The sequence below is a fragment of the Curtobacterium sp. VKM Ac-2852 genome, from assembly GCF_013205045.1.
In the GTDB taxonomy this organism is placed as follows: domain Bacteria; phylum Actinomycetota; class Actinomycetes; order Actinomycetales; family Microbacteriaceae; genus Curtobacterium; species Curtobacterium flaccumfaciens.
In genome coordinates this window covers 969,640-996,349 of record NZ_JABMLI010000002.1, presented here as the reverse complement: position 1 = coordinate 996,349, position 26,710 = coordinate 969,640, and the positions used below count along the sequence as shown (strand labels likewise).

Genomic DNA, 26,710 nt, shown 5'->3' with positions numbered 1-26,710 from the left:
CCCCGTACTTGCGTTCCGACACCCCCGGCAAGGAGGCCGACACGTGTCAGCAGCAACCGAGATCCCCGCAGCCATCCCCAACCCGACGGGCATGGAACCGAAGCGCCGACGGCGCAAGGGCGGACTCAACGCCGAGCACGGCCGCTGGGCCGTGTACCTCATCGGCCCGACGATCCTGCTCCTCGCGATCGTCATCGGCTACCCGGTCGTCAGTGCGATCATCCAGTCGTTCCAGCTCGACCAGGGCCTCGACAAGGCCACCGGCCTGTTCGTGCAGGGCGGGTTCGCCGGCATCACGAACTACGCGCACTGGCTCGGTCAGCAGTGCGGCAACGTCACGTGCCCGCCCGGCAGCCTCGGTTCCCAGTTCTGGGTGTCGATGGGCAACACGTTCTTCTTCACCGTCGTCACCGTGCTCGCCGAGACGGTCATCGGCGTGTGGATGGCCATCATCATGAACCGCAACTTCAAGGGCCGCGCCCTCGTCCGTGCCGCGATCCTGGTGCCGTGGGCGATCCCGACGGCCGTCACCGCGAAGCTCTGGTACTTCATCTTCGACGCGAACGGCGTGCTGAACCACGTCCTCGGGCAGCAGATCCTGTGGACGAGCGGCGAGTGGGCGTCCCGGTGGGCGGTCATCATCGCCGACACCTGGAAGACCACGCCGTTCATGGCGCTGCTCATCCTGGCGGGGCTGCAGCTGATCCCGGAGGAGGTCTACGAGGCCGGCAAGATGGACGGCGCGTCGACGTTCCAGCGCTTCGTGCTCATCACCCTGCCGCTCATCAAGCCCGCGCTGATGGTCGCGATCCTGTTCCGCGTGCTCGACGCGCTGCGCATGTACGACCTGCCCGCGATCCTCACCGGCGGTGGCGGTGGTTCCGGCAACGCCACCACGACCCTGTCGATCCTGGTCGTCGAACAGATCCGGCAGGGCTTCAACTCCGCGTCGGCGCTGTCGACCATCACCTTCCTGGTGATCTTCATCGTGGCGTTCGTCTTCGTCCGGTTCCTCGGCGCCAACGTCGTCCAGACGCAGGCCGCCCAGCAGAAGGGTGAACTCAAGTGACCCTCGCAGCAGACCGTCCCCGGTCCTCCGCAGCAGCACGCGACCGCGCCGTCGACCGCACCGAGGTGCGCGTGCGCCGCGACACCGGGCCGCGTATCCGCACGGCCGTGCAGGCGATCGTCATCGCCGTGTGGTGCCTCCTGCCGTTCTACTGGATGGTGGTGACGAGCTTCCGCGACGTCGGGTTCACGTTCGACGCCACCCCGTGGCCGACGCACGTCACGCTCGACAACTACGCGACGGCGTTCTCCACGTCGCTCGGCAACCACCTCGGTCGGGCGCTCGCCAACAGCCTGCTCATCGGCGGCGTCGTGACGATCATCGCCCTGCTCGTCGGCACCACGGCGGCGTACGCCCTCGCCCGGCTCGAGTTCCGCGGCAAGTCGCTCATCGCCGGCGCGATCCTGGCCGCGTCGATGTTCCCCGGCGTCGCCCTCATCTCGCCGCTGTTCCAGCTGTTCACCGACATCGGGTGGATGGGGTCGTACCAGGCCCTCATCCTGCCGAGCATCTCGTTCGTGCTGCCGCTGACCGTGTACACGCTCGCGTCGTTCTTCCGCGAGATGCCGTGGGACCTGGAAGAAGCAGCCCGCATCGACGGGTGCACCCGGGTGCAGGCGTTCCGGCGGATCATCCTGCCGCTCGCGGCGCCCGCGGTGTTCACCACGGCGATCCTGGCGTTCATCTCGAGCTGGAACGAGTACCTCATCTCGTCGCAGCTGTCGAGCGACGCTACCCAGCCGGTGACCGTGGCGATCGCCTCGTTCGCCGGGTCGCAGCCGCACCAGGAGCCCTACACGGCGGTGATGGCCGCCGGCACGATCGTCACGATCCCGCTCGTGGTCCTCGTCCTGATCTTCCAGCGGCGCATCGTGGCGGGGCTCACCGCCGGCGGCGTGAAGGGCTGACGACCATGGCGCAGCGCGGACCCACCCGTCCCACCGCCCGCATCGAGGAGTCGATCGGCTTCGTCGGGATGTTCGGCGTCCTGTTCCTCGGCGTGACGGTGTTCTGCGAGCTCACCGGGCGACCGGCGCTCGGCTGGGCGCTCACCCTGCTCGTGTGCGTGCTCGGCGTCGTCGCCCTGGACCGGTGGCGGGTCGCCGTCCTCCGCCGGAGCGCACCGCAGGACGGCACGGGTGCGTCCGTACCCCGGGGCGTCGGTGCTGCGCCCGCGGTGGCCCCGGTGCACACGTCGGTCACCGACCCCACCGGTCGCAGGCCTCGACCCGGCGCGGACGGACGGGTGCACCAGCACGCCGGCTGGGACGAGGTCGCTCCGGCTGCACGACGGCCGGCGCGCACCGCACGGGTACCGGAACGCCGGGCGGACCGCGGCGTGCCCGCGGTGGCGGCCCGACGCCGTGGACCCGACGCACCGGCGGACATGACGCACGGCACGGACGGCTGACGGGCCTCCCGGGTCGCACCGATGGGGATCCAGGAGATCGCGACCGTCACGGGGCTGTCGAAGTCCACCGTGTCGCGGGCGCTCCGCGGCATGTCGAACGTGGCCGGCACCACGATCGAGCAGGTGCAGCGGGTCGCTGACGAACTCGGGTACGTCCCGAGCTCGGCGGCGGCCGGCCTCGCCACCGGTCGTCAGCGCGCCGTCGGGGTGGTCGTGCCCGTCATCGACCGCTGGTTCTACGTCAAGGCGCTCGGCGGTGTCGACGCGGAGCTCCGCCAGGCCGGGTACGACCTGGTCCTCTACAACCTCGGCGGCCCGGGCGGCGACCGCGACCGGGCGTTCCGACGCTCGATGCTGCGGCACCGCGTTGACGGCCTCGTCCTGCTCTCCCTGGTGCTCGACGCCACCGAACGGGCCGAACTCGAACTCAGCCGGCACCCCATCGTCGTCATCGGCGGCCCGGCACCGGGCCTGCGGAACGTGGGCGTCGACGACCGCGAGGTCACCCGGATCGCGGTCGAGCACCTGCACGGCCTCGGCCACCGGCGCATCGCCTACGTCGGCGGGCAGGACGAGGCCGGCATGAACGTCGCCGTGCCGCACCTGCGGCGGGACGGGTTCCTCGACGCCGTGCGGTCGTCGGGACAGGCCGTACCGGAACGGTGGTCGCTCGACGGCCGGTTCTCGTTCGCCGGCGGGACCGCCGCCGGGGCCGTGCTGTTCGCCGAGCCGGTGTCGGAGCGACCGACGGCGGTGCTCTGTGCCTCGGACGAGATGGCCCTCGGCGTCCTGCTCGCCGCACGCCGAGCCGGACTCGCGGTCCCGGAGGACGTGTCCGTGATGGGGGTCGACGGCCACGAGTACGGCGCCACCGTCGGACTCACCACCGTCGCGCAGGACCCGGTGGCGCAGGGACGGACCGCTGCCCGTGCGGTGCTCGCCGAGGTCGACGGCGGTGTCGCCGGCCCGATCGCGGCGGCACCCGCGCACCTGGTCGTCCGCGCGACCACGGGACCCCGCCCGCACGGTGCCGCGTAGGGTCGCCCGCATGGAGGTCACCAAACTCGAACACGCCTGCCAGGTCATCGCCGAGGGGGACGCCCGCCTGGTCCTCGACCCGGGGAACTTCACCCGACCGGTCGACGTGACCGGGGTCGTCGCCGTCGTCGTCACGCACGAGCACCCGGACCACGTCACCCCCGGGCAGGTCCGGCGCATCCTCGACGCCAACCCCCGTGCCGTCGTCATCGGACCGGAAGGGGTCCGCGCGGCGCTCGCCGAGGCGGGTGTCACGGTGGACGTCGTCACGGACGGTGACCACCGGACGATCGGGCCCTTCACGCTCACCTTCCACGGCACGCGGCACCAGCTCATCCACTCGTCCGTCCCGATCGTCGACAACACCGGCGTGCTCGTGAACGGCCGGCTGTTCCACCCGGGCGACTCCTACACTGACCCGGGCGTCCCGGTCGAGGTCCTCGCGGCACCCGTGGGGGCGCCGTGGCTCAAGGTCGCCGAGATGATGGACTACGTCGCCGCGATCGCGCCGTCCCGCGCGTACCCGATCCACGAGGCCACCCTGTCCGAGGTCGGGCTCGGCATGCACACGGCGCGGCTCCGCGAGGCCGTCGAGCCCGCGGGGTCGCTCGTCGTGCTGCGTCCGGGGGAGTCGCTCACGCTCTAGGGCTGCGCTGCGCGGCCTGGAGGCCCGTGGCGGCGCCGCCACGGGCCTCCTGTCCGCATCGTGTGCAGGAACGGTCGGGTCCGTGCGCCCGAGGCGACCGTTTCTGCTCACGAAGCGCGGCGCAGTCGCGCCGCGACCAGGCGGTCGAGCGTCAGGGCGTCCCACGGAGCGTGCCGCTCGGCGTCGTTGTCGAAGTACACGTAGACGTCCCGGCCGGCCTCGGCGTGCTCGAGGACCGTCGTCGCCCACCCGCCGAGCGCCCGGGGTGAGTACCCGTCGTGGTAGGTCCGGGGTGCACCGTGCAGCCGGAGGTACGCGAGCGGTGCCCCGGTGTCCGCCCGGAAGCGGGGGAAGTCGCCGGCGTGCGAGTCGACGAGGGCGACGCGGTGCCGGCGGAGCACGTCGAGGTGCTCGTCGCCGAAGCCGGCCGCCCGGACCTCGAGCGCGTGGTGGATCGACGTCGCCGGTTCCTCCGGCTCCACGAGACCGTCCGGTTCGGCGGGGACCTTGTCGTCGTGGTGGCGTGCGAGTTCAGCGGCCGCACCGTGCGTCCGGGGGAGCACCCCGAGGAACGCGTCGAGCACCTCCGGCGTCGGCAGCAGGCGCTCGGGCAGCTGCCAGAGCACCGGCCCGAGGGTGTTCCCGAGCTCGAGAGGACCCGAGGCGAAGAAGTTCGCCAGCGCGGTCTCGACGTTCCGCAGCCGCAGCATGTGCGTGACGTACCGGCCGCCCTTGACCGCGAACCGGAACGGCTGCCCGCCCGAGGCCGCACGCCACGCCCGGTACCGAGCCGGACGCTGCAGCGAGTAGAAGGATCCGTTCAGCTCCACCGTCGGGAACCGCGACGCCACGTGCTCGAGCCACCGCCGCTTCGCGAGGCCCTCGGGGTAGAAGTCCCCACGCCAACCGTCGTACTGCCACCCGGACAGGCCGATCCGGACCGTGGCCGAGGGGCTGCCGCCGACGTGTCGAGGCGCTGCGATCGCGTCGTGGTCCGCCGTCATCGATCCACCGTATGCCTGCTCCGACATGGCGGCACACCCGGGCGACACGCCCCGTTTTGGTGCGGATGCGAGCCTTGTGCAATACTTGTCGAGTTGTCGGAACGGCCCCATCGTATAGCGGCCTAGTACGCTGCCCTCTCACGGCGGTAACGCGGGTTCGAATCCCGCTGGGGTCACCACAGGTGACATGATCCGAGTCCGACAACAGCCGCGGCCCCATCGTATAGCGGCCTAGTACGCTGCCCTCTCACGGCGGTAACGCGGGTTCGAATCCCGCTGGGGTCACCAGCACGCAAACCCCCGTCCAGCTCCGGCTCGGCGGGGGTTTCGTCGTCTCGGCTAGCCTGGATCGTCCCCGTCACCCGGGGAACGATCGCCTCGCGACGGGAGCACGATGCACGCCGAACGCCCACCGCACCTGCGCTGGAGGCTCGTCGCCCTCGTCGCCCTCGGCGGCGCGATCGGGACGGCCGTCCGCGCACTTCTCGCCGCGGCGTTCCCCGCGCACGACGGGATCAGCTGGACCATCCTCGCGATCAACGTCGTCGGGGCGTTCTGCCTCGGCTTCCTGCTCGACGCGCTCGCACGCCGCGGCCCGGACGTCGGTCGTCGTCGCGCGGTCCGGCTGTTCGTCGGCACGGGCGTCCTCGGCGGTTTCACGACCTACAGCACGCTCGCGGACGACACCGCGCAGTTGCTCGACCTCGGCCGCTGGACGGCGGGCGGCGGGTACGCCCTGCTGTCGGTCGTGCTCGGACTCGTCGCGGTCGTCGTCGGTCTGTGGGTCGCCGCGGTCACCCGGCCCCGCACCCGCCCCGAGCCGCTGCAGGACGCCCGATGAGCCCGGTCGAACTGGTCCTGGTCGCCATCGGCGGGGGAGCCGGTGCCGCCCTGCGCTTCGTGCTCGACGGGGTCGTCAAGGGCCGCGTCGCCGGGTCGCGGTTCGCCGGGTTCCCGGTCGGGACCCTGCTCATCAACGTGTCCGGGTCGCTCGTGCTCGGGGTCCTGACGGGCCTCGGGCAGGCCGGCACCATTCCCGCCTCGACGGTCGCTGTGCTCGGGACGGGCATGATGGGTGGGTACACGACGTTCTCGACGGCGAGCGTCGAGACCGTACAGCTCCTCCGATCCGGCAAGACCCGGCTCGCCGTCCTGAACGGCCTCGGGATGCTCGTCGTCTCGGTCGGCGCAGCTGCGCTCGGCCTCTGGATCGGAAGGAACTCATGACCTCGGAACGCCCCGGCGAACTCGTCCTCGTCCGTCACGGAGAGACGGAGTGGTCGAAGAGCGGGCAGCACACCGGCCGCACCGACATCCCGCTCACCGACAACGGTGTCGAGCAGGCGAAGCGCGCGGGCCGGTACCTCGGGGACCGGTCGTTCGCGCTGGCGCTGTCGAGCCCGCTGCAGCGCGCCCGCGACACCGCGCACCTGATCGGCGTCGAGCCGGAGCTCGACGAGGACCTGTACGAGTGGGACTACGGCGCGTACGAGGGTCTCACCACCCCGCAGATCAAGGTGCTGCGCCACGGGCCGTGGGACCTCTGGACCGACGGGGTCCCCGCCGGCGACACCCCCGGTGAGAACGCCGCCGAGGTCCGCGTCCGCGTCGAGCGCATCCTGAACCGCGCCCGCCCGGTGCTCGCCGAGGGCCACGACGCGGTGTTCATCGCCCACGGCCACGTGCTGCGGGCACTCGGTGCCGCGTGGATCCGGCTCGCGCCGCAGGACGGTGCCGTGCTGAAGCTCGGCACCGCCTCGGTCAGCATCCTCGGCTACGAGCACGGTCGCCCCGTCATCGACGCCTGGAACATCCAGCCGCGCGACTGACGCGGGGGTGGGGCCTGCGGGCTCGCGTCAGCGACGGACGCGGTGGTCGCAACGACGGACGGACGGGAGGCCCGTGGCGGCGCCGCCACGGGCCTCCCGTCCGCCGTCCGCGCCCGTTCCTTCCCCTGTCACGCGCGATGGCAGGCGGAATCGGGCGTTCCTGGTCGAAAGGAACGACCCGGTACGCCCGATTCGACCCGGTACGCCCGGTTCGACCCGGTACGCCCGGTTCGACCGGGCGCGTCAGACGGTCCGGATCGCGCTCGTCGCACCCAGGGCACGGCCACGCCGGCGCTCGATCGCACGCCCGACGAGCAGCAGCCCCACGCTGACCACGGCACCGAGCACGGTATGCGCGATGCGGTCGAGCGCCAGCAGCTGGGGTGCCTCGGGCAGGCTCAACCACGTCACCGCCAGGGCGAGCGGGGTGAGGAACAGCAGGCACACGGCGTAGTTCCGGGCGACGAAGATCTCGGCGAAGAACTGTCCGACGACGGCCAGCACGACGATCCACCACGCCGACGGCTCGAGCAGCAGGACGCCGACCGCGATGACCGTGCCGCCGATCGTGCCGACCACACGCTGCCCGGCGCGGACCACGGTGTGCCGCTGGCGGATCGCCGGCAGGGTCGAGACCACCGCGATGACCGCCCAGTAGGGGTGTCCGAGCCCGGGGATCGACTCCGCGACGGCACCGGCGACGAGTGACCCGACGACGTTGAGCGCGACGGTCTCCCACAGCGCCGGGGTCCCGAGGACCGCGAGCGAGCGGTGCTTGCGGTCGGCCAGCGGGCGGAACCGGTGCGGGGCGTGCGGGTGGAACACCCGGCGGAGGACCGCACCGGACATCGCGACGAGCCAGGCCCAGACCACCGAGCAGACGATGATCGTCGTGACGAGCGGGACGTCCGCCGGGCGCATCGGCACGAGTGCGGACACGACGAACGCGAACACCGGGAAGATCGGCTGCGCGGGGATCGCCCGGAGCGTGGAGAGGGTGCAGACCGCGACCACCAGGACGACGACGAGACCCACGGCCTGCAGCCAGAGCGGCGACCCGACGAGCCCGACCCCGATGCCGGCGAACATGCAGAGCGCCTGCAGTGCACCCGCGACACCGGTGGTGACGGCACGCTGCCGGTAGGGCTCGGTCGCGCCGAAGATGGCCGTGAACCCGGCGAACATGGCGAAGGCGGCGTACCCGGGCATGCCGAGGGCGATGAGCAGCGCGAGCGGTGCGCCACCGGCGATCGCGGCGCGTGCCGCGCCCTCGAGGTTGATGGTCCGGGTCGAGTGCGCAGGTGTCGTCATGTCGTCACCATCTTCCCACCGCGACGGGTGTCGGGGAGTCGCCACGGGCCTCCAGGCTGTGCCGCCACGGGGTGACGGACCCGCGACGCACGGGGTGCCGCGCGTTGGTATACCAATGGTAGAGTCGCCTGATCGGGCCGCGGTCGCGGCGCAACGACGAGGACGAGGAGGGCTGAGCTGATGGGAAAGACGCTCGCCGAGAAGGTGTGGGACGACCACGTCGTGGTCAAGGGCGAGGACGGCAACCCCGACCTCCTCTACATCGACCTCCACCTCGTGCACGAGGTGACGAGTCCGCAGGCGTTCGACGGCCTGCGGCAGGCCGGGCGACCGGTGCGTCGCCTCGACCTGACGATCGCGACCGAGGACCACAACACCCCGACGCTCGCCATCGACCGCCCCATCGCGGACCCGACGAGCCGGATCCAGATCGAGACCCTCCGTCGCAACTGCGAGGAGTTCGGCGTCCGGCTGCACTCCCTGGGCGACAAGGAGCAGGGCATCGTCCACGTGGTCGGCCCGCAGCTCGGCCTGACCATGCCCGGCATCACCGTGGTCTGCGGTGACTCGCACACCAGCACCCACGGGGCCTTCGGTGCGATGGCGTTCGGCATCGGCACGTCCGAGGTCGAGCACGTCCTCGCCACGCAGACCCTGCCGCTCAAGCCCTTCAAGACGATGGCGATCACGGTCGAGGGCACGCTGCGCCCGGGGGTGACGGCGAAGGACATCATCCTCGCCGTGATCGCGAAGATCGGCACCGGCGGCGGGCAGGGCTACGTGCTCGAGTACCGCGGCTCCGCGATCCGCGCCCTCTCGATGGAGGGCCGCATGACGATCTGCAACATGTCGATCGAGGCCGGTGCCCGCGCCGGCATGGTCGCCCCCGACCAGACCACCTACGACTACGTGCAGGGCCGCGACCACGCGCCCACCGGTCAGGACTGGGACGACGCCGTCGCGTACTGGGAGACCCTCGCCACCGACGAGGACGCCGTGTTCGACGCCGAGGTGTTCATCGACGCGGACGATCTCGAGCCCTTCGTCACCTGGGGCACGAACCCCGGCCAGGGCGTCTCGCTGTCCGAGAGCGTGCCGGACCCGGCCGCCTACAGCGACCCCAACGACCAGGCCGCCGCACGCCGCGCCCTGGAGTACATGGACATCACCGCCGGCACCCCGATGAAGGACATCGCCGTCGACGCGGTGTTCATGGGCTCCTGCACGAACTCGCGCATCGAGGACCTGCGGGCCTTCGCGTCGATCATCAAGGGCCGCACCAAGGCCGACGGCGTCCGGGTCATGGTCGTGCCCGGCTCCGCGCGGGTCCGGCTCGAAGCCGAAGCCGAGGGGCTCGACAAGGTGTTCACCGAGTTCGGTGCCGAGTGGCGGTTCGCCGGCTGCTCGATGTGCCTCGGGATGAACCCGGACCAGCTGGCACCGGGGGAACGCTGCGCGAGCACCTCGAACCGCAACTTCGAGGGTCGCCAGGGCAAGGGCGGCCGCACGCACCTGGTGTCGCCGCTCGTCGCCGCGGCCACCGCGGTGCGCGGCACGCTGTCCAGCCCGTGGGACCTGGAGACCGACGACGAGATCGCGGCGGCGACGTCCGCCACCGCCACCGAGGGGACCTTCTGATGGACAAGATCACCACCGTCTCCGGCATCGCCGCGCCGCTCAAGCGGTCGAACGTCGACACCGACCAGATCATCCCCGCGGTCTACCTGAAGCGCGTCACCAAGACCGGCTTCGAGGACGCCCTGTTCGCCGGGTGGCGGCAGGACCCCGACTTCGTGCTGAACCAGGAGCGCTACCAGGGCGCCCGTGTGCTCGTCGCCGGGCCGGACTTCGGCACCGGTTCGTCCCGCGAGCACGCCGTCTGGGCGCTCCGCGACTTCGGCTTCACGGTGGTCGTCTCGCCCCGTTTCGCGGACATCTTCAAGGGCAACGCCGGCAAGCAGGGCCTGGTCACGGCGATCGTGACCGAACCGGAGGTCGAGCGCCTGTGGGCCGCCATCGAGGCGAACCCGGGCATCGAGGCGACGGTCGACCTCGAGACCCAGCGCGTGTCGCTGGGGGATGTGGACGTCCCCTTCGAGATCGACGCTTACACTCGTTGGCGGTTGATGGAAGGGCTCGACGACATCGGGCTCACCCTCCGTGACGAGACCTCGATCACGGAGTTCGAATCCCGCCGCTCCAGTTGGCGGCCGAAGACATTGCCGGTGAAGTAGTGAACTCTCTCGTACAGGACGCAGCGGCCGCAGGGGCGCGCGTGGGCCTCAAGTCGGACGAGATCGTCATCCGCGGGGGCAAGCCGCTCGTGGGACGCATCGAGGTCCGTGGGGCGAAGAACCTCGCGACCAAGGCCATGGTGGCGTCGCTGCTCGGTGACACCCCGTCGATCCTCCGTGACGTGCCGGACATCTCCGACGTCAAGGTGGTCCGCGGGCTGCTCGAGGTGCACGGCGTGCGCATCACCGATCCTGCACGAGGCGAACTCATCCTCGACCCGTCGCGGGTCGAGTCGGCGCACTTCGCCGAGATCGACGCGCACGCGGGCTCGAGCCGCATCCCGATCCTGTTCTGCGGTCCGCTGCTGCACAAGCTCGGCGAGGCGTTCATCCCCGACCTCGGCGGCTGCCGCATCGGCGACCGCCCGATCGACTTCCACCTCGACGCGCTCCGCGCCATGGGCGCGGTCGTCGACAAGCAGGTCAACGGCATCCACCTGACGGCTCCGGACGGCCTGAAGGGCGCCTCGATCGAGCTGCCGTACCCGAGCGTCGGCGCCACCGAGCAGGTCCTGCTCTCCGCGACCCTCGCCAAGGGCGTCACGGAGCTGCGGAACGCCGCGATCGAGCCCGAGATCATGGACCTCATCGCGATCCTGCAGAAGATGGGCGCCATCGTCTCGGTCGAGCCGAACCGCGTCATCTTCATCGAAGGGGTGGAGTCGCTCCGCGGCTACACCCACCGCGCGATCAACGACCGCAACGAGGCCGCGAGCTGGGCCTCCGCCGCGCTCGCCACCAACGGCGACATCTTCGTCGAGGGCGCGAACCAGCAGGAGCTCATGACGTTCCTCAACGTCTTCCGCAAGGTCGGCGGCGGGTTCGACATCCAGGAGGACGGCATCCGGTTCTACCGCGAGCTGGACACCCTGAAGCCCGTCGTCATCGAGACCGACGTGCACCCCGGCTTCATGACGGACTGGCAGCAGCCGCTCGTCGTCGCGCTGACCCAGGCCGAGGGCCAGAGCATCGTGCACGAGACCGTCTACGAGAACCGCTTCGGCTTCACCGACGCGCTGAACGAGATGGGTGCCGACATCGTCGTGCACAAGGAGGGGCTGCCCGGTCACGACCGCCGCGTCGCCCGCCGCCCGTTCGAGCAGGCCGCCGTCATCACCGGTCCGACGAAGCTGCACGCCGCCAACGTCCGCGTCCCCGACCTGCGCGGCGGGTTCAGTCACCTCATCGCGGCGCTGACCGCCGACGGCGAGTCGCACATCACCAACGTCGGCATCATCAGCCGCGGCTACGAGCACTTCATCCCGAAGCTGCGCAAGCTCGGCGCCGACTTCGACTTCGCTGGGTAGGCACAGTGCCGGCAGAAGCAATGGGCGACGGTCTGGAGGCCCGTGGCGGCTCCGACGCGCAGGTCACGACCGGCCTCCCCGTGCGTGGGCGCCGGTGGCGCCGCGGTGAGCTGAACACCGCGTTCCGGATCGTCGCCTCGATCGTCATCCCGACGTTCCGGTTCTCGGCGCGCTACCACTGGCACGGCCCGAACCGCCTGCCGGCGGAGGGCGCGTTCGTGCTCGCACCGAACCACTTCACGAACATCGACCCCCTGGTCGTGGGCACCGCCGTGTACATCTCGAAGCGGGCGCCGCGGTTCCTGGCGAAGGCGTCGCTGTTCAAGGTCCCCGTGGTCGGCAAGCTCATGTCCGGCATGGGACAGATCCCGGTCGAGCGCTCCGGTCGGACGCGCCTGAGCGACCCGCTCGGTGGTGGCCGGTCCCTGGTCGAGCAGGGCGGGGCGATCATCGTCTACCCCGAGGGCACGCTCACCCGCGACCCCGACCTGTGGCCGATGCGCGGCAAGACGGGCGCGGTGCGGATCGCGCTCGAGAACGACGTGCCGCTCATCCCGATGGCCCACTGGGGCACGCAGAACATCATGGCCAGGTACGGCAAGAAGCTCCGGCTGTTCCCGCCGTCCCGCGTCGACGTGATCATCGGTGACCCGGTCGACCTGTCGGCGTACCGCGGTCGGCAGATCGACCAGCAGATGCTCGGCGAGGCCACCGAACTCGTCATGCGCGAGATCACCGCGCTGCTCGAGGTGCTCCGTGGCGAACGGGCACCCGCGACCCGCTGGGACCCGGCGGCGAACAACCAGAAGGAGACCGGCCGGTTTGAGTGACCTCCGACCCCACGACGACCGACCCGACCCCGCCGCCGCGGCTCCGGGTGCCTTCGACACCGCCGCGATCCGGGTGGTCATGCAGTCGACCGACAAGCCCCGGGTGGCCGTGATCGGTGCCGGCAGCTGGGGCACCACGTTCGCGAAGGTGCTGGCCGAGGGTGGTGCGTCCACCGTGGTGTGGGCCCGACGCCCCGAGGTCGCTCGGGAGATCACTGAGACCAAGCGCAACTCGGACTACCTGCCCGGCATCAACCTGCCCCGCACCCTGACCGCGTCGACGTCCCTCGAGCGCGTGCTCGACGGCGCCTCGCAGGTGTACGTCTCGGTGCCCTCGCAGACCCTGCGCTCGAACCTCGCCGCGATCCGCGAGCTGCTGCCCGCGGACGTGCCGGTCGTCAGCCTGATGAAGGGCGTCGAGAAGAGCACGGGACTGCGGATGAGCGAGGTCCTGCTGCAGGGCCTCGGCATCGACAAGGACCGCATCGCGGTGGCCAGCGGCCCGAACCTGGCGCTCGAGATCGCCCGTCGGCAGCCGACCGCCGCCGTGGTGTCGTCGTCGTCGCTGGAGACCGCCACCGACGTCGCCGCCGTCGCGACGAACCCGTACTTCCGGTCGTTCATCAACACCGACGTCATCGGCACCGAGTTCGGCGGCGTGCTGAAGAACCTCATCGCCGTCGCGATCGGCATCGTCGACGGGGTCGGCTACGGCGAGAACACCAAGGCCTCGATCATCACGCGCGGCCTCGCCGAGATGACCGACTTCGCGGTGTCGCTCGGCGCGCAGTCGTCCACGCTGTCCGGGCTCGCGGGCCTCGGCGACCTCATCGCCACGTGCCAGTCACCGCTGTCGCGGAACAACACCGCCGGGCGGTTGCTCGGCCAGGGCTACCGGTTCGACGAGGTCGTCCGCCAGATGAACCAGACGGCTGAGGGGCTTGCCTCGGTCGCCCCGATCCTCGAGCTGGCCGCGGCGAACGGCGTCGACATGCCCATCGTCAGCCAGGTCGGCGAGGTCCTCGCCGGTAGGCTCGATCCGCGCAACATCGCGCCGCACCTCACCGAGACCGACGAGCCGCAGGGCGAGTGACCGGTCCCGCACCGAGTCACGAAGGGACTCCCGTGCCCACGATCCCCGAGGGACCCCCCATGCCCAGGACCACCGTCGCCGTGCTCTTCGGCGGTCGCTCGAGCGAGCACGAGATCAGCTGCGTGACCGCCGGCGGCATCATGGACGTCGTCGACCGGGCCGAGTACGACCTCGTGCCGATCGGGATCACCCAGGACGGTGCCTTCACGCTGCAGTCGGACGACCCGGCACAGTGGACCATCCGCGACGGCGCGCTGCCGACGGTGCCCGACAACGGCACGCGGATCGCCTTCCCGACCTCGCCGGCCACCAACGAACTCGTCGTGTCCCACCCCGACGGCACGGTCACCGCGATCCCGGTCGACGTGGTGTTCCCGATCCTGCACGGCCCCTTCGGCGAGGACGGCACGATCCAGGGCCTGCTCGAGATCGCCGGGCTGCCGTACGTCGGCGACGGCGTGCTCGCGAGCGCACTGGCGATGGACAAGCACGTCGCGAAGGCCGTGCTCGAGCACGCCGGGCTGCGGGTCGCACCGTGGACCACCGTGCTCCGCCGGCAGTGGGCGGCCGACCCGGTGGACGTCGCCGAGACGATCGCCGCGCACGGCTGGCCGCTGTTCGTCAAGCCGGCCCGCGCCGGGTCGAGCATGGGTGTCTCGCGCGTCGACGAGCCCTCGCAGCTGGGCGCCGCGATGGACCTGGCGTTCGAGCACGACTCCAAGGTGATCGTCGAGCCCCGTGTGGTCGGCCGCGAGGTCGAGGTCGCCGTGCTCGAGGGCCGTGACGGTGTGCCGCGCACGAGCCTGCCGGGCGAGATCGTCGTGGCCGAGGACGGCTTCTACGACTTCGCCTCGAAGTACCTGGGCGGCGACGAGTCGCTGCTCTGCCCGGCCCCGCTGACCGACGACCAGACCGACGAGATCCGCTCCATCGGTGCCCGCGCGTTCGAGGCCATCGGTGGTTCGGGGCTCGCCCGTGTCGACTGCTTCCTGACCGACGACGGCTTCGTCGTGAACGAGGTCAACACCATGCCGGGCTTCACGCCGCTGTCGATGTACCCGCGCTGCTGGGCGGCGTCGGGGGTGTCCTACGGCGAGCTCATCACCGAGCTCATCGAGCTGGGTCGCGCGGCCGTCCGCTGACCAGGCCGGGCTGGTCCCGTCGGCGCGCGAGCGTCAGGCGGGCGTCAGCCCTGCACGTCGTCGGGGTCGAGGCACTCGTGGCCGTCCTTCGGCAGCGACGACACGGCGTCGGACAGCTCCTGCACGACCGTCGACGTGGTCTTCGTCGAGTCGACCACGACCTGCACCGCCGGTGACCGACCGAACGTCGTGAAGACGACCTGGTCGCCCCGGTCGTCACGGATCCAGTCGACGCCGCCCTGTGAGAAGCACGGCAGGTCGGACACGGTGGGGACGGCGACACCGCAGTGGTAGATCGCCACCTCGGGGTCGCCCCAGGCAGCGGTGGCCTGCGCGTTCGTGTTCCGCAGGTCGAACTTCGAGTCCACGGTCGCGGGCAACCGGACCTGCACGGCGGCGCACGCCGCTGCGTTGGCCGACGGGGCTGCGGACATCGACACGGCGTTCGTGCACCCGGTCAGCCCTGCGGCGAGGGTGATCACGGCCCCCACGATCGCGAGGGTGCGAGGGGTGCGGCGCGCGGTGTCCATCGTCGTCCAGGCTACCGTTCTCGTGTGGATGCGACGGACGACGCCTGGGCCGGACCGACGGTGGGGGAGCTCGGCGAACTCGTCGTCCTCGACCGGATCACGAGTCGCCTGCCCGCGGGAACGCCGATCGTCGGCCCCGGAGACGACTGCGCGGTCGTGGCCGCCCCCGACGGCCGCTTCGTCGTGACGACGGACATGATGGTGCACGGTCCGGACTTCCGGTGGGCGTGGTCGTCGCCGACGGACATCGGCTGGAAGGCGGCCGCCACGAACCTCTCCGACGTCGCCGCGATGGGTGCCGTGCCGAGCGGCCTCGTGATCGCGCTCGCCGCACCGCAGGACACCCCCGTGGCCGTCCTCGAGGGCATCGCCGACGGCTTCCGGCTCGCCGTCGACGCACTCGCGCCGGGGTGCGGGGTCGTCGGGGGAGACCTCTCCACCTCGGCGACGTTCACGGTGGCCGTCACCGCCTTCGGCGACCTGCTGGGCCGCGCGCCCGTGCTCCGGTCGGGTGCGACCGTCGGCGACGTGCTCGCGGTGTCCGGCGAGCTCGGACGTGCCGCCCGTGGGCTGTCCCGGCTGTTCCGCGAGGGCGTCGACGGCCGGGGCGAGCCGGACCGGGCAGCGACGGTCGCGAGCGGCGCGGACGTCGACCCCGACGTCGGACGCCAGCGCCGCCCGGTGCCCCCGATCGCCGACGGGCCGCTCGCGGCCGGGGCCGGGGCCACCGCGATGCTGGACCTGTCCGACGGCCTGGCGATCGACGCCGGTCGGCTCGCCCGTGCCAGCCGGGTGACGCTCGAACTCGATGCCGCCACCGACCTCGACGAGGTCGCGCTGCACGGTGGCGAGGACCACGGACTGCTCGCCACGTTCCCGGCCGGCGCGGCCCTTCCCGGGGGCTTCCGGCGCATCGGTGTCGTGCGGGAGCGCGGTGACGCGGACCTGCTGCGCGCCGGTGCCGCGGTGCCGACGACCGGCTGGGACCCCTACGCCGACTGGGACGGTGCCGCCGGCTGATCCGGCTGATCCGGCTGACTCGGTTACCCCCGCTGCCTCAGCCGGCGGCGACGGCCTCCCACGCGACGGTCTCGCCGTAGCTGCGCTTGCTGAACGGCGCGAGCCCCGCCGGCCAGGTGGGCTCGGAGGAGCGCTTGCTCCGCTCCACCACGACCACGGCATCCGGCGTCAGCTTCGGCGCCAGGGCCTCGAGCACCTCGGCGAGCTCGTGCTCGGTGACGTCGTAGGGCGGGTCGATGAACACCAGGTCGAAGGTGCGGACGGTCCCGCGCAGGTACCCGAGCACCGGCTGCGGCTGCACGTCGATCCGGACGCCCGGCACCCGCTGCTGCACGGCCTTCGCGTTCGCCCGGCAGGCCTGCGCGGCGGCGGATGCCCGGTCGACCAGGACCACCTCGGCCGCACCACGGGACGCTGCCTCGAGCCCGAGCGCGCCCGTCCCCGCGTACAGGTCGGCCACCGACGTGGCCTCGACGAGCCCCCGTGCCTCGAGCGATGAGAACAGCGCCTCGCGCACGCGGTCGCTCGTCGGGCGGGTGCCGGACTTCGGCACCCGGAGCGTCAGGGAGCCGGCGGCACCGGCGATGATGCGGGTCATGCAGCCACCGTATCGGCCCGGCGGGTCCGGTCCGGTGTTCTCCACAGGCCGCTCGGGAGGCACGGGTGGGGTCGGTCGTGCCCGGTACCGTTGGAGCGTGGTCACCTCCGGAACCCCCGCTGCGCCGGCCGCGCCCGACCTCGGTCCGGCGCCGCTCGACGCGCGGCTCGCGAACGTGCTCGGCGGTCGGACGGCGACCGCGATCGAGAAGGCCTTCGGCTACCGCACGGTGGGGGAGTTCCTCGAGCACGCGCCCCGCCGCTACGCCGAGCGTGGTGCACTGACGGCCCTCGACTCGCTCGCGATCGGCGAAGCCGTCACCATCGTGGCCGAGGTCGTCGACGTCCGTGCACGCACCATGCGCGCGCGCCGCGGCTCGATCCTCGAAGCGAAGATCGGCGACGGCAAGGGCCTGCTCACCCTCACGTTCTTCAACCAGGGCTGGCGCACGAAGGACCTCGTCCCCGGCGCCCGGGGTATCTTCTCCGGCAAGGTCAGCGACTACCGGGGTGCCCGGCAGCTCGCCCACCCCGACTACGAGCTGTTCGACCCGGACGACCCCCGCGCCACGGCCGAGCCCGGTTCCGACGAAGCGATCCGGTGGTCGCGTCAGCCGATCCCGATCTACCCGGCGACGGCCTCGCTCACGTCGTGGCAGATCGCGAAGTCCATCGGGATCGTCCTCGACACCCTGCCGGACCTGCCCGACCCGGTGCCGGCGTCCGCGCGGTCCCGGCTCGACCTCGTGCCGTTCCGCCGTGCCCTCGAGCTGCTGCACCGCCCCGAGAAGGTCGCGGACTTCAAACGCGCGCAGGACGCCCTGCGCTACCGCGAGGCGTTCGTGCTGCAGACCGCCCTTGTGCAGCGCCGGATCGCGGCCCGTCGCACCGCGGCCACCCCGCGCGCGGCCGCCCCGGGTGGCATCCTCGAGCGCTTCGACGCCACCCTGCCGTTCACGTTGACGGACGACCAGCGGGCCGTCGGTGCCGACATCGACCAGGACCTCGCCCGCACCTGGCCCATGCACCGGCTGATCCAGGGCGAGGTCGGGTCCGGCAAGACCCTCGTGGCGATCCGGGCGATGCTCACGGTGGCCGAGTCCGGCGGCCAGTCCGCGCTCATCGCCCCGACCGAGGTGCTGGCGGCCCAGCACCTGCGCTCCATCGTGAAGTTCCTCGGGCCGGACCTGGCCGCCGAGCTCCGACCGGTGATCCTGACCGGCTCGCAGTCCACCGACGAACGTCGCCGGGCCCTGCTCGCCGCGGCGTCGGGCAGCTCACGGCTGGTCGTCGGCACCCATGCGCTCCTGGGGGACCGGGTGGACTTCGCCGAGCTGGGGCTCGTGGTGGTCGACGAGCAGCACCGCTTCGGTGTCGAGCAGCGCGAGGCCCTCCGCACCAAGGGCACGACCCCTCCGCACGTGCTCGTGCTCACCGCGACGCCGATCCCGCGCACCGTCGCGATGACGGTGTTCGGCGACCTCGACGTCTCGACCATCACGGGCATGCCGTCGGGGCGCGCCGGTGTCGAGACCTTCACGGTCCCGCTGGCGGAGCACCCCGGGTGGGAACCCCGGATCTGGTCCCGCATGGCCGAAGAACTGGCCAAGGGTCGCCAGGCGTTCGTCGTCTGCCCGGCGATCGACGACGTCCACACCGAGGACGACGGCGAGCCGGAGCCGGAGCCGGCCGAGGGCGAGGACGACGCCCCGAAGCGTGCCCCGGCGACCGTGCTCGCCACTGCCGAGCGGATGCGCACCATGCCGGTGCTCGACGGGCGCTCGATCGCGGTCCTGCACGGCCGGATGACCGCCGACGAGAAGGACCGCGTGATGACGTCCTTCGTCGCCGGCGACCTCGACGTGGTCGTGGCGACGACCGTGATCGAGGTCGGCGTCGACGTCCCGAACGCGGCGATGATGGCCGTCCTCGACGCCGACCGGTTCGGGGTCTCGCAGCTCCACCAGCTCCGCGGCCGCATCGGTCGTGGGCAGTGGGCCGGGGTCTGCCTGCTGGTCACCTCGGCCGAGCTCGAGACCACCTCGCGCGAGCGCGTCGACGCGGTGGCCGCCTCGGACGACGGGTTCGAGCTCGCCCGGGTCGACCTCGAGCTCCGACGCGAGGGCGACGTCCTGGGCGAACGGCAGTCCGGTGGGCGGTCCTCGCTCAACCTGCTCCGGGTGGTCGAGCACGCCGACCTCATCGTCGACGCGCGCGAAGAGGCCGAGCGCGTGCTCGAACCCGATCCCGAGCTCGAGGGGTCCCCGGCCCTCCGTGACGCCCTCGCCCGGCGCCTCGACGAGTCCGACGCGGCGTTCCTCGGCAAGAACTGACCCCGGAGCACGACGGCCCGCGCGGTATCGTCGCTGCCATGGCGCAGATCGCGGTGGTCCCCGGTTCCTTCGACCCCGTCACCCTCGGGCACCTCGACGTCATCGGCCGTGCGGCCGGGCTCTTCGACGAGGTGCACGTCCTCGTGGTGCACAACCCCGACAAGAAGCCGGCGATGTTCGAGGCGGTCGACCGGGTGCGGCTCATCCGCGACTCGCTGGTCGAGGTCGGCGCGCCGGACACGGTCACGGTGGGCGAGTGGACGTCCGGCCTGCTGGTGGACTACTGCCGCCAGGTCGGGGCCAAGGTCCTGGTGAAGGGCGTGCGGTCCGGCGAGGACGTCGCGTACGAGACCCCGATGGCCATCATGAACCGCCACCTGGCCGACGTCGAGACGGTGTTCCTGCTGCCCGAGGCGTCGCGGGCGCACGTGTCGAGCTCGCTGATCCGGCAGGTGTCGTCGCTCGGCGGTGACGTCACGCCCTACGTGCCGAAGACGGTCGCCGACGCGCTCGCGGCCCGCTGAGCGCGCCTGCACAGCCCGGCCGGCACGCGCACGGCGCCCACCGCGTCCGGACACGCCTGTCGCCACCTCGACTCTCGGCCCCGATCGCGCTAGGCTTGTCGATCGTGTCTTCCCCCGTGAACAGCCCCTACGCCCTGCGCGTGCGCGACCTCGCGCACCGGCCGGGTGAGATGCGCGAGCACTCGCTCGACATCGAGGTGCCCGACGCGATGGGGGCCGGTCTGATCGGCGTCCGACAGGGTGCCGAACTGCACATCGACGTCAAGCTCGAAGGCCTGCACGAGGGCGTCCTCGTGTCCGGACACGCTTCGGCCGACGCCACGGGGGAGTGCTCGCGCTGCCTCATCGACATCAGCGAACCGATCGAGGTCGATTTCGCCGAGCTGTTCGCGTATGATGCCTCGGAGGATTTCGACTTCTTCGTTCGCGATGACCACGTGGACACCGAACAGGTCGTTCGAGATGCGGTGGTGCTGTCGCTGCCGTTCCAGCCGGTCTGCCGACCGGACTGCCCAGGACTCGACCCGGTGACGGGCGAGCGTCTGGCCGACCTCGGCGAGCAGCCCGCTCGTCAGGTGCTGGATCCTCGTTGGGCAGCGCTCAGCGCGATCGAGCTCGACGACAGCACCGACGGTGACACCACCGCACCGAAGACCACCGAGGGCGAGGAGCGGGCCGAGACCGAGTAGGTCCCGACACCGCCAGCCCCCGTACCGACCACCGACCAACCGAAAGAGATTCACCATGGCCGTTCCCAAGCGCAAGCAGTCCCGTGCGAACACGCACGCCCGTCGTTCGCAGTGGAAGGCCACGCCGATCCAGCTCGTGAAGACGATCGAGAACGGTCAGGTCACCTACAGCCTCCCGCACCGCGCGAAGGTCGTCGAGGACTCGGCCGGCACGCCCCTGTACATGGAGTACAAGGGCCGCAAGGTCGCCGACGTCTGATCGGACCGAACGCATGACGACAACGTCCGGCGCTGCGGGGTCTCGCCCCGCGGGGCCGGACGTCGTTCGTCTACAGGGCATCCTCGGGGCGGACATCGACCTCGAGCTGCTCCAGCTCGCCCTGACGCACCGCTCCTACGCCTACGAGCACGGGGGCATCAAGCACAACGAGCGCCTCGAGTTCCTCGGGGACTCTATCCTCGGCCAGGCCGTGACCGTGAAGCTCTACCGGTCGTTCCCCGACCTCGACGAGGGTGACCTCGCCAAGCGACGGGCGAGCCTGGTGTCGACCGTGGCGCTGGCCGAGATCGCCCGGATGATCGGGCTCGGCCGCTACCTGCGCCTCGGCAAGGGCGAGGAACAGACCGGCGGGCGCGACAAGTCGTCGATCCTGGCCGACACCGTCGAAGCCGTCATCGGCGCGACGTACCTGTCGGCCGGCCCCGACCCGGCCACCGAGCTCGTGCTCCGCCTGGTCGAACCGCTCATGATCGACCCGGACCGCTTCGGCGCCGCGATGGACCCGAAGACGAGCCTGCAGGAGCTCGCCTCGAGTCGTTCCCTCGGCAACCCGGCGTACCGCGTCACCGAGACCGGCCCGGACCACGACAAGACCTTCATGGCGACGGTCGTCCTGCAGGGCGAGGACATCGCCACCGGCACCGGGTCGAGCAAGAAGGCCGCCGAGATGGCCGCAGCGCTCGACGCCTGGACCCGGCTGTCCGGTCGAGCGGCCTGACCGCGTGCCCGAACTCCCCGAGGTCGAGGTCGTCCGCGCCGGCCTCGAACCCGCCGTCAGCGGCGCGCGGGTCCTGCACGTCGACGTGGTCGACGACCGTGCCCTCACCCGGCACGACGGCCCCTCGGAAGACTTCGCCGACCGACTGACCGGTCGCACGATCGCCGCTGCGGTGCGCCGGGGCAAGTTCCTCTGGATGCCGCTGCAGCCCGAGCACGACGGGGACCGCCCCGAGGCACTCGTCGCCCACCTCGGCATGAGCGGGCAGATCCTGCTCGGCCGTGGTCGACCGGCGGCCAAGCACCGTCGGATCCTCATCGACGTGCAGCCCTCGGGCACCGACCGCGCAGGTGCGGCGGAGCCCCCGGTGGAACTCGAGTTCGTCGACCAGCGCACGTTCGGCTCGATGGCGATCGACGCGATGGTGCCGACGATCGACGGTGCTCCCGCCGGGTTCGGCGGGCAGGTCGACGCGATCGACCCCGATGCCGTGTGGCGCCGGTGGGTGCCCGGGCAGGTGTCGCACATCGCCCGTGACCCGCTCGACCCCGCCTTCGACGACGACCGGTTCACCGCGATGGCGCGGAAGCGTTCGAGCGGCATCAAGCGGGTGCTGCTCGACCAGGGCGTCGTGAGCGGCATCGGCAACATCTACGCCGACGAGTCGCTCTGGGCCGCGAAGCTGCACTACGACCGCGCCGCTGACCGCCTCACCCGTGCCGACCTGCGTCGGCTGCTCGACGAGGTCCGCGCCATCCTGCGCCGGGCGCTCGAGGACGGCGGCACGAGCTTCGACGCCCAGTACGTCAACGTCAACGGGCAGTCCGGGTACTTCTCGCAGCGCCTGAACGTCTACGGGCAGCAGGGGAAGCCGTGTCCACGCTGCGGCACGACGATCGTGCGCGAGGCCTTCATGAACCGGTCGAGCCACATCTGCCCCGTGTGCCAACCCCGTCCCCGCGCCCGCACGCGTTAGCCTGACGCCAACCAGAGCATCCGGAGACCGCATGTACTTGAAGAGCCTGACCATCAAGGGGTTCAAGTCCTTCGCGCAGCCGACGACGTTCGCGTTCGAGCCGGGCGTGACGTGCATCGTCGGCCCGAACGGCTCCGGCAAGTCGAACGTGGTGGACGCCCTGGCCTGGGTGATGGGGGAGCAGGGGGCGAAGACCCTGCGCGGCGGCAAGATGGAGGACGTCATCTTCGCCGGCACCTCGACCCGCGGTCCGCTCGGTCGCGCCCAGGTGCTGCTGACCATCGACAACAGCGACGGCCTGCTGCCGATCGACTACTCCGAGGTGACGATCGCGCGCACGCTGTTCCGCAACGGCGGCAGCGAGTACGCCATCAACGGCGAGAACTGCCGGCTGCTCGACGTGCAGGAGCTGCTGAGCGACACCGGCCTCGGCCGTGAGATGCACGTGATCGTCGGGCAGGGGCAGCTCGACAAGGTGCTGCACGCCACCCCCGAGGACCGCCGCGGCTTCATCGAGGAGGCCGCGGGGATCCTGAAGCACCGCCGTCGCAAGGAGAAGACCCTCCGCAAGCTCGACGCGATGCAGACGAACCTGACCCGCCTGTCCGACCTGGCCGGGGAGATCCGGCGGCAGCTGAAGCCCCTCGGGCGGCAGGCCGAGGTCGCACGCAAGGCCCAGTCGGTGGCCGCGGTCTTCCGCGACGCCAAGGCCCGCATCCTCGCCGACGACGTGGTGCGCCTGCGCCGCGAGCTGCACGACCACCAGGAGGTCGAGGCGGGCCGCAAGTCCGAGCGCATCGTCCTGACCGAGCGGCTCGACCAGACCCGGGTGCGCCAGCAGCACGTCGAGCAGAGCATGGTCGGGGACGACGTCGACCGCGCCCGCACCGTCGTGCACCGGCTCGAGAGCGTGCAGGAGCGCCTCCGCGGCCTGTCGAGCCTGGCGAACCAGCGCCTGATGTTCCTCGCGCAGCAGGCCGACGCACCGCAGCAGGGCCCGACCGTCACCCAGGAGCAGGTCGCCGGGGTCCGTGCCGAGGCCGACCGCCTCGCCGCCCGCGCCGACGAGATGCAGGGCGGCTCGGCGACGACCGCCCGCGCGGTGCAGGACGCCCGCGCCTCGCTGGACGCCCTGGACGAACGCATCGCCGCCCAGGCTGCCCGCGTCTCGCAGCACGACCTCGAGGCGCAGCGGCTCGCCAGCGCCGTCGACGTCGCCCGGTCGAAGCGCGGTTCCGCCGTCGCCGACCGCGAGCGGCGGGAGCGGGCTCTGGCCGAGGCGGGGGAGCGTGCCGAGCGCGCTGCGGCGGCCCTCGCCGAACTCGGTGTCGACCCGTCCGAGGGGGTCGACGAGACCGCGCTCGCGCAGACCCTCGAGCAGGCGCGCGCCGAGCTCGAACGGGCCCAGACCACGCGGGACGAGCAGCGCGACCGGCTCCACGCCCTCGAACGCGAGCGGGACGCCCTCGACGCCCGGGTCACCGCGCTCGGGATGTCGATCGAGGTCCGCGACGGTTCACAGGCACTGATCGACGCCGGGCGCGCGGGCATCGTCGGTCGCCTGGCCGACAGCCTGACGGTGTCGCCCGGGTTCGAGGCCGCGATCGCCACCGCGCTCGAGGGACTCGCCGACGCCGTCCTCGCCGACGACCGCGGTGCGGCGCTCGATGCCGTCGACCACGCCCGCGCTGCCGACCTCGGCCGGATCGACGTCGTCGTCGCGGACGCCGCGTCCGTCCCCGCGGCCCTGCCCGAGACCCTGCCGACCGGCGTCCGCCGTGCCACGGACCTGGTGCAGGGACCGCCGGCGCTCGCGTCGATCCTGCGGGACACGCTGGTCGCGGAGACCGACGACCTCGACCTGGAGGCCGTGCTCACGGCCGCCCCGCACGCCACGGTGGTCACGCGGTCCGGCGACCTCGTCCGTGCGGTCCGCGTGACCGGCGGCGGGGAGCGCGTGACCTCGCGCATCGAGCTCGTCGCGGAGCGCGACGACGCCGTGACGCGACGCGACGCGATCGCGACCGACGCCGAGGACGCGGCCACGGGCCTCCAGGCCGCGCGCAGCGCCGTCGAGGACGCACGCCGCCGTGCGGACGAGGCCGACGCAGCCTCCCGCGCCTACACGCGGGCGAAGGCCGAGTACGACCGCACGAGTGCGTCGACGCGGGCCAAGGCGGAGAACGCCGCGGCCGAGGTCGAGCGGCTGCGTGCCGCGCTGGCCGAGACCGACGGTGCCGTCGAGACCGCCGAGGCGGTGCTGGCCGAGGCCGAGTCGGCGCACCGCGCCTTCACCGAGCAGGAGCGTCCCGTGGTCGACGCGTCCGAGCGTCCCGCCCTGCAGGACGCGCTCGAGGCCGCACGTGCCGCCGAGGTCGAGCAGCGGATCCAGGTGGAGACCGTGCGCGAGCGGGTGCGAGCGGAACGGAACCGCGCCGACCAGCTCGACCGCCAGCTCGAGGCCGAGCGCGCCGCCGCCGAGGAGGCCGCGCGGCTCGCCGTCATCCGCCGTCATCAGATCCGGACCGCCGAAGCCGTCCTCGCCGACCTGCCCGGGGTGCTCGGAGCGGTCGACCGCTCGCTGGCCGAAGCGCGGGTGCAGCTGGCGACGGAGGAAGCCGAGCGGTCGAAGCGCAACTCCGAGCTGCAGACGATCCGCAACGAGGAGCGCGAGCTCCGGGACCGCCTGCAGACCATCACCGACGGCGTGCACTCGCTCGAGATGGAGATCTACGAGAAGAAGCTGCACGTGTCCGGCGTCCTCGACCGGGCGCAGAGCGAGCTCGGGCTGTCCGAGGCCGTGCTGGTGGCCGAGTACGGGCCGCACGTGCCGGTGCCCGTCGACGTGCTCGTGGACCCGCGGGTGCGCGCGCGGAAGCACCGAGAGGCGGAGCGCGCTGCTGCTGCGGCCGCCGCCGAGGCCGCGGGCGTGACCGAGCCAGAGGAAGCTGCGGCAGAAGCGGGTCCCGACACCGACGACGTGGCCCTCGTCGACGCGGAGTCCACCCTGCCCGGCGGCCCGGCCCTGCCCGAGTTCGACACGACCGACGAGATCGACCCCGCCGACGTCGAGACCGTGCCCTACGTCCGTGCCGAGCAGGAGCGCCGGCTCAAGGCCGCGGAGCGTGACCTCGGACAGCTCGGCAAGGTGAACCCGCTCGCGCTCGAGGAGTTCCAGGCGCTCGAGCAGCGGCACGCGTTCCTCGCCGAGCAGCTCGAGGACCTGCAGAAGACCCGGACGGACCTGCTGACGATCATCGACGAGCTCGACACGAAGATGCAGACGATCTTCGAGTCCGCGTTCAACGACACGAAGGAAGCGTTCGACGTCATCTTCCCGATCCTGTTCCCGGGCGGCTCGGGGTCCATCAACCTGACCGACCCGACCGACCTGCTCGGCACCGGGATCGACGTGCAGGTGAAGCCCGCCGGCAAGAAGATCGACCGCCTGACCCTGCTGTCCGGCGGCGAGCGGTCCCTGGCGGCGGTGGCGCTCCTCGTCGCGATCTTCACCGCGCGGCCGTCGCCGTTCTACATCATGGACGAGGTCGAGGCGGCACTCGACGACGCCAACCTGGGCCGCCTGCTCACCGTGTTCGAGCGTCTGCGCGAGTCGTCCCAGCTCATCGTCATCACGCACCAGAAGCGGACGATGGAGATCGCCGACGCCCTGTACGGGGTGTCGATGCGGCAGGACGGCGTCTCGGCGGTCGTCGGGCAGCGGGTGCAGAAGCGCGAGCCGGCGGACGCGGTCGCCTAGGCGTCCTGGTCGCGACCGGACGGCAGACAGGAGGCGCGGTGCCAGCTGCCACCGTGCCTCCTGTTCTGTCAGGTGCGTCCGGACAGGACGCCGGGTCGCTACGCGCGACCGCGGATCGTCCGGAGCAGCCAGCCGATGACCGCCAGCAGGATGAGCACGATGCCCACCCAGAGCAGGAACTTCAGCGCACCGACGAAGATGCCGCTGAAGAGCAGGACGAGGCCGACGATGATCGCGATGATCAGCAGTGCGGGCATGAGGGTCTCCTATCCCTGGAACGAGACCGAGCAGATGCCCGGACCGTCAGGG

Annotated in this window: 27 protein-coding genes and 2 tRNA genes; 24 read left to right on the top strand and 5 right to left on the bottom strand. The window is 71.7% G+C overall.

Annotated features, from left to right (window positions below; translation table 11 throughout):
- The first annotated feature begins 91 nt into the window (after positions 1 to 91).
- The 5 genes from HQQ79_RS11085 (at position 92) to HQQ79_RS11065 (ending at position 4,164) form a co-directional block, all read left to right on the top strand.
- Complete coding sequence (locus tag HQQ79_RS11085; RefSeq protein WP_027465915.1) at positions 92 to 1,069, top strand: carbohydrate ABC transporter permease; 978 nt, start codon at positions 92 to 94, stop codon at positions 1,067 to 1,069.
- A 65-nt stretch (positions 1,070 to 1,134) separates the two neighbouring features.
- On the top strand, positions 1,135 to 1,977 hold the full coding sequence (locus HQQ79_RS11080; RefSeq protein ID WP_051596808.1) for a carbohydrate ABC transporter permease: 843 nt from the start codon (positions 1,135 to 1,137) through the stop codon (positions 1,975 to 1,977).
- A gap of 5 nt (positions 1,978 to 1,982) precedes the next feature.
- Positions 1,983 to 2,480: a hypothetical protein gene (locus HQQ79_RS11075; RefSeq protein ID WP_173033154.1), complete on the top strand. Its 498-nt coding sequence runs from the start codon at positions 1,983 to 1,985 to the stop codon at positions 2,478 to 2,480.
- A gap of 21 nt (positions 2,481 to 2,501) precedes the next feature.
- Positions 2,502 to 3,518, top strand: a complete 1,017-nt coding sequence (locus HQQ79_RS11070; protein WP_173034255.1) for a LacI family DNA-binding transcriptional regulator — start codon at positions 2,502 to 2,504, stop codon at positions 3,516 to 3,518.
- A gap of 10 nt (positions 3,519 to 3,528) precedes the next feature.
- Positions 3,529 to 4,164, top strand: coding sequence for an MBL fold metallo-hydrolase (locus tag HQQ79_RS11065; RefSeq protein ID WP_173034253.1), 636 nt, complete (start codon positions 3,529 to 3,531; stop codon positions 4,162 to 4,164).
- 107 nt (positions 4,165 to 4,271) lie between these two features.
- Here HQQ79_RS11065 and HQQ79_RS11060 read toward each other — a convergent pair whose 3' ends face one another.
- Entirely contained in the window at positions 4,272 to 5,168 is an 897-nt protein-coding gene (locus HQQ79_RS11060; protein ID WP_173034251.1) for a DUF72 domain-containing protein, read from the bottom strand.
- 103 nt (positions 5,169 to 5,271) lie between these two features.
- On the opposite strand from HQQ79_RS11060, the gene HQQ79_RS11055 reads away from it, so the two are divergent.
- From HQQ79_RS11055 to HQQ79_RS11035, 5 genes are all read left to right on the top strand, one after another.
- Positions 5,272 to 5,347 (top strand) — tRNA-Glu (locus HQQ79_RS11055).
- A gap of 33 nt (positions 5,348 to 5,380) precedes the next feature.
- Positions 5,381 to 5,456: transfer RNA gene (locus HQQ79_RS11050), tRNA-Glu, on the top strand.
- 106 nt (positions 5,457 to 5,562) lie between these two features.
- Positions 5,563 to 6,009: a CrcB family protein gene (locus tag HQQ79_RS11045; protein ID WP_173034249.1), complete on the top strand. Its 447-nt coding sequence runs from the start codon at positions 5,563 to 5,565 to the stop codon at positions 6,007 to 6,009.
- Positions 6,006 to 6,395, top strand: coding sequence for a fluoride efflux transporter CrcB (gene crcB, locus HQQ79_RS11040; protein ID WP_173034247.1), 390 nt, complete (start codon positions 6,006 to 6,008; stop codon positions 6,393 to 6,395). The genes HQQ79_RS11045 and crcB overlap by 4 nt, the downstream gene beginning before the upstream one ends.
- Positions 6,392 to 6,997 carry a histidine phosphatase family protein gene (locus HQQ79_RS11035; protein ID WP_027465908.1) on the top strand — a complete coding sequence of 202 codons (606 nt, stop codon included), beginning with the start codon at positions 6,392 to 6,394 and terminating at the stop codon, positions 6,995 to 6,997. Before crcB ends, HQQ79_RS11035 begins: the two co-directional genes overlap by 4 nt.
- A gap of 243 nt (positions 6,998 to 7,240) precedes the next feature.
- Here HQQ79_RS11035 and HQQ79_RS11030 read toward each other — a convergent pair whose 3' ends face one another.
- A complete protein-coding gene (locus HQQ79_RS11030) occupies positions 7,241 to 8,308 on the bottom strand; it encodes an FUSC family protein (RefSeq protein ID WP_173034245.1) in 1,068 nt (355 codons plus the stop codon).
- A gap of 180 nt (positions 8,309 to 8,488) precedes the next feature.
- Between HQQ79_RS11030 and leuC the strand changes: the two genes are divergently transcribed.
- The 6 genes from leuC to HQQ79_RS11000 all read left to right on the top strand — a co-directional run bounded on the left by leuC (position 8,489) and on the right by HQQ79_RS11000 (position 14,974).
- Positions 8,489 to 9,946 (top strand): 3-isopropylmalate dehydratase large subunit, encoded by a 1,458-nt coding sequence (gene leuC, locus HQQ79_RS11025; RefSeq protein WP_173034243.1) that lies wholly within the window; start codon positions 8,489 to 8,491, stop codon positions 9,944 to 9,946.
- Positions 9,946 to 10,542 (top strand): 3-isopropylmalate dehydratase small subunit, encoded by a 597-nt coding sequence (leuD, locus tag HQQ79_RS11020; protein ID WP_071244876.1) that lies wholly within the window; start codon positions 9,946 to 9,948, stop codon positions 10,540 to 10,542. The genes leuC and leuD overlap by 1 nt, the downstream gene beginning before the upstream one ends.
- A complete protein-coding gene (gene murA, locus HQQ79_RS11015; protein ID WP_071244875.1) occupies positions 10,542 to 11,909 on the top strand; it encodes a UDP-N-acetylglucosamine 1-carboxyvinyltransferase in 1,368 nt (455 codons plus the stop codon). Before leuD ends, murA begins: the two co-directional genes overlap by 1 nt.
- Before the next feature lie 20 nt (positions 11,910 to 11,929).
- Entirely contained in the window at positions 11,930 to 12,739 is an 810-nt protein-coding gene (locus tag HQQ79_RS11010) for a 1-acyl-sn-glycerol-3-phosphate acyltransferase (protein WP_071244874.1), read from the top strand.
- Between the two features lie 79 nt (positions 12,740 to 12,818).
- Positions 12,819 to 13,832, top strand: a complete 1,014-nt coding sequence (locus HQQ79_RS11005) for an NAD(P)H-dependent glycerol-3-phosphate dehydrogenase (RefSeq protein ID WP_173034365.1) — start codon at positions 12,819 to 12,821, stop codon at positions 13,830 to 13,832.
- Positions 13,833 to 13,891: 59 nt separating this feature from the next.
- Positions 13,892 to 14,974, top strand: coding sequence for a D-alanine--D-alanine ligase family protein (locus tag HQQ79_RS11000; RefSeq protein WP_071244873.1), 1,083 nt, complete (start codon positions 13,892 to 13,894; stop codon positions 14,972 to 14,974).
- A gap of 44 nt (positions 14,975 to 15,018) precedes the next feature.
- On the opposite strand, the gene HQQ79_RS10995 is transcribed toward HQQ79_RS11000, so the two are convergent.
- Complete coding sequence (locus tag HQQ79_RS10995) at positions 15,019 to 15,504, bottom strand: DUF3515 family protein (RefSeq protein WP_027465901.1); 486 nt, start codon at positions 15,502 to 15,504, stop codon at positions 15,019 to 15,021.
- 24 nt (positions 15,505 to 15,528) lie between these two features.
- Here HQQ79_RS10995 and thiL point away from each other — a divergent pair, with 24 nt between their 5' ends.
- Positions 15,529 to 16,524, top strand: a complete 996-nt coding sequence (gene thiL / locus HQQ79_RS10990) for a thiamine-phosphate kinase (protein ID WP_173034241.1) — start codon at positions 15,529 to 15,531, stop codon at positions 16,522 to 16,524.
- 37 nt (positions 16,525 to 16,561) lie between these two features.
- Here thiL and HQQ79_RS10985 read toward each other — a convergent pair whose 3' ends face one another.
- Positions 16,562 to 17,122 (bottom strand): RsmD family RNA methyltransferase, encoded by a 561-nt coding sequence (locus tag HQQ79_RS10985; protein ID WP_173034239.1) that lies wholly within the window; start codon positions 17,120 to 17,122, stop codon positions 16,562 to 16,564.
- Between the two features lie 97 nt (positions 17,123 to 17,219).
- Between HQQ79_RS10985 and HQQ79_RS10980 the strand changes: the two genes are divergently transcribed.
- The 7 genes from HQQ79_RS10980 to HQQ79_RS10950 all read left to right on the top strand — a co-directional run bounded on the left by HQQ79_RS10980 (position 17,220) and on the right by HQQ79_RS10950 (position 26,401).
- Positions 17,220 to 19,454: an ATP-dependent DNA helicase RecG gene (locus HQQ79_RS10980; protein ID WP_367948088.1), complete on the top strand. Its 2,235-nt coding sequence runs from the start codon at positions 17,220 to 17,222 to the stop codon at positions 19,452 to 19,454.
- A 38-nt stretch (positions 19,455 to 19,492) separates the two neighbouring features.
- Entirely contained in the window at positions 19,493 to 19,978 is a 486-nt protein-coding gene (gene coaD, locus HQQ79_RS10975) for a pantetheine-phosphate adenylyltransferase (protein ID WP_071244868.1), read from the top strand.
- Between the two features lie 104 nt (positions 19,979 to 20,082).
- Positions 20,083 to 20,667 carry a DUF177 domain-containing protein gene (locus tag HQQ79_RS10970; RefSeq protein ID WP_306789660.1) on the top strand — a complete coding sequence of 195 codons (585 nt, stop codon included), beginning with the start codon at positions 20,083 to 20,085 and terminating at the stop codon, positions 20,665 to 20,667.
- A 55-nt stretch (positions 20,668 to 20,722) separates the two neighbouring features.
- Positions 20,723 to 20,926 carry a 50S ribosomal protein L32 gene (rpmF, locus tag HQQ79_RS10965; protein WP_017888273.1) on the top strand — a complete coding sequence of 68 codons (204 nt, stop codon included), beginning with the start codon at positions 20,723 to 20,725 and terminating at the stop codon, positions 20,924 to 20,926.
- A 13-nt stretch (positions 20,927 to 20,939) separates the two neighbouring features.
- Positions 20,940 to 21,665, top strand: a complete 726-nt coding sequence (rnc, locus tag HQQ79_RS10960) for a ribonuclease III (RefSeq protein WP_173034235.1) — start codon at positions 20,940 to 20,942, stop codon at positions 21,663 to 21,665.
- Positions 21,666 to 21,669: 4 nt separating this feature from the next.
- Positions 21,670 to 22,641: a bifunctional DNA-formamidopyrimidine glycosylase/DNA-(apurinic or apyrimidinic site) lyase gene (gene mutM / locus HQQ79_RS10955; protein ID WP_173034233.1), complete on the top strand. Its 972-nt coding sequence runs from the start codon at positions 21,670 to 21,672 to the stop codon at positions 22,639 to 22,641.
- A gap of 31 nt (positions 22,642 to 22,672) precedes the next feature.
- Entirely contained in the window at positions 22,673 to 26,401 is a 3,729-nt protein-coding gene (locus HQQ79_RS10950; protein ID WP_173034231.1) for an AAA family ATPase, read from the top strand.
- A gap of 98 nt (positions 26,402 to 26,499) precedes the next feature.
- On the opposite strand, the gene HQQ79_RS10945 is transcribed toward HQQ79_RS10950, so the two are convergent.
- On the bottom strand, positions 26,500 to 26,658 hold the full coding sequence (locus HQQ79_RS10945) for a hypothetical protein (protein WP_171907827.1): 159 nt from the start codon (positions 26,656 to 26,658) through the stop codon (positions 26,500 to 26,502).
- Positions 26,659 to 26,710: the final 52 nt, after the last annotated feature.

What these genes read in the sequence shown, in the direction of transcription:
- coaD (WP_071244868.1), top strand. Translation starts at nt 19,493, where the DNA reads ATGGCGCAGATCGCGGTGGTCCCCGGTTCCTTCGACCCCGTCACCCTC.
- HQQ79_RS10985 (WP_173034239.1), bottom strand. Translation starts at nt 17,122, where the DNA reads ATGACCCGCATCATCGCCGGTGCCGCCGGCTCCCTGACGCTCCGGGTG.
- HQQ79_RS11065 (WP_173034253.1), top strand. Translation starts at nt 3,529, where the DNA reads ATGGAGGTCACCAAACTCGAACACGCCTGCCAGGTCATCGCCGAGGGG.
- HQQ79_RS11070 (WP_173034255.1), top strand. Translation starts at nt 2,502, where the DNA reads ATGGGGATCCAGGAGATCGCGACCGTCACGGGGCTGTCGAAGTCCACC.
- leuD (WP_071244876.1), top strand. Translation starts at nt 9,946, where the DNA reads ATGGACAAGATCACCACCGTCTCCGGCATCGCCGCGCCGCTCAAGCGG.
- HQQ79_RS11010 (WP_071244874.1), top strand. Translation starts at nt 11,930, where the DNA reads ATGGGCGACGGTCTGGAGGCCCGTGGCGGCTCCGACGCGCAGGTCACG.
- HQQ79_RS11060 (WP_173034251.1), bottom strand. Translation starts at nt 5,168, where the DNA reads ATGACGGCGGACCACGACGCGATCGCAGCGCCTCGACACGTCGGCGGC.
- HQQ79_RS10950 (WP_173034231.1), top strand. Translation starts at nt 22,673, where the DNA reads ATGTACTTGAAGAGCCTGACCATCAAGGGGTTCAAGTCCTTCGCGCAG.
- HQQ79_RS10945 (WP_171907827.1), bottom strand. Translation starts at nt 26,658, where the DNA reads ATGCCCGCACTGCTGATCATCGCGATCATCGTCGGCCTCGTCCTGCTC.
- HQQ79_RS11030 (WP_173034245.1), bottom strand. Translation starts at nt 8,308, where the DNA reads ATGACGACACCTGCGCACTCGACCCGGACCATCAACCTCGAGGGCGCG.
- crcB (WP_173034247.1), top strand. Translation starts at nt 6,006, where the DNA reads ATGAGCCCGGTCGAACTGGTCCTGGTCGCCATCGGCGGGGGAGCCGGT.
- HQQ79_RS10995 (WP_027465901.1), bottom strand. Translation starts at nt 15,504, where the DNA reads ATGGACACCGCGCGCCGCACCCCTCGCACCCTCGCGATCGTGGGGGCC.
- HQQ79_RS11075 (WP_173033154.1), top strand. Translation starts at nt 1,983, where the DNA reads ATGGCGCAGCGCGGACCCACCCGTCCCACCGCCCGCATCGAGGAGTCG.
- leuC (WP_173034243.1), top strand. Translation starts at nt 8,489, where the DNA reads ATGGGAAAGACGCTCGCCGAGAAGGTGTGGGACGACCACGTCGTGGTC.
- rpmF (WP_017888273.1), top strand. Translation starts at nt 20,723, where the DNA reads ATGGCCGTTCCCAAGCGCAAGCAGTCCCGTGCGAACACGCACGCCCGT.
- HQQ79_RS11045 (WP_173034249.1), top strand. Translation starts at nt 5,563, where the DNA reads ATGCACGCCGAACGCCCACCGCACCTGCGCTGGAGGCTCGTCGCCCTC.
- rnc (WP_173034235.1), top strand. Translation starts at nt 20,940, where the DNA reads ATGACGACAACGTCCGGCGCTGCGGGGTCTCGCCCCGCGGGGCCGGAC.
- HQQ79_RS11005 (WP_173034365.1), top strand. Translation starts at nt 12,819, where the DNA reads ATGCAGTCGACCGACAAGCCCCGGGTGGCCGTGATCGGTGCCGGCAGC.
- HQQ79_RS11035 (WP_027465908.1), top strand. Translation starts at nt 6,392, where the DNA reads ATGACCTCGGAACGCCCCGGCGAACTCGTCCTCGTCCGTCACGGAGAG.
- HQQ79_RS11000 (WP_071244873.1), top strand. Translation starts at nt 13,892, where the DNA reads ATGCCCAGGACCACCGTCGCCGTGCTCTTCGGCGGTCGCTCGAGCGAG.
- HQQ79_RS11085 (WP_027465915.1), top strand. Translation starts at nt 92, where the DNA reads ATGGAACCGAAGCGCCGACGGCGCAAGGGCGGACTCAACGCCGAGCAC.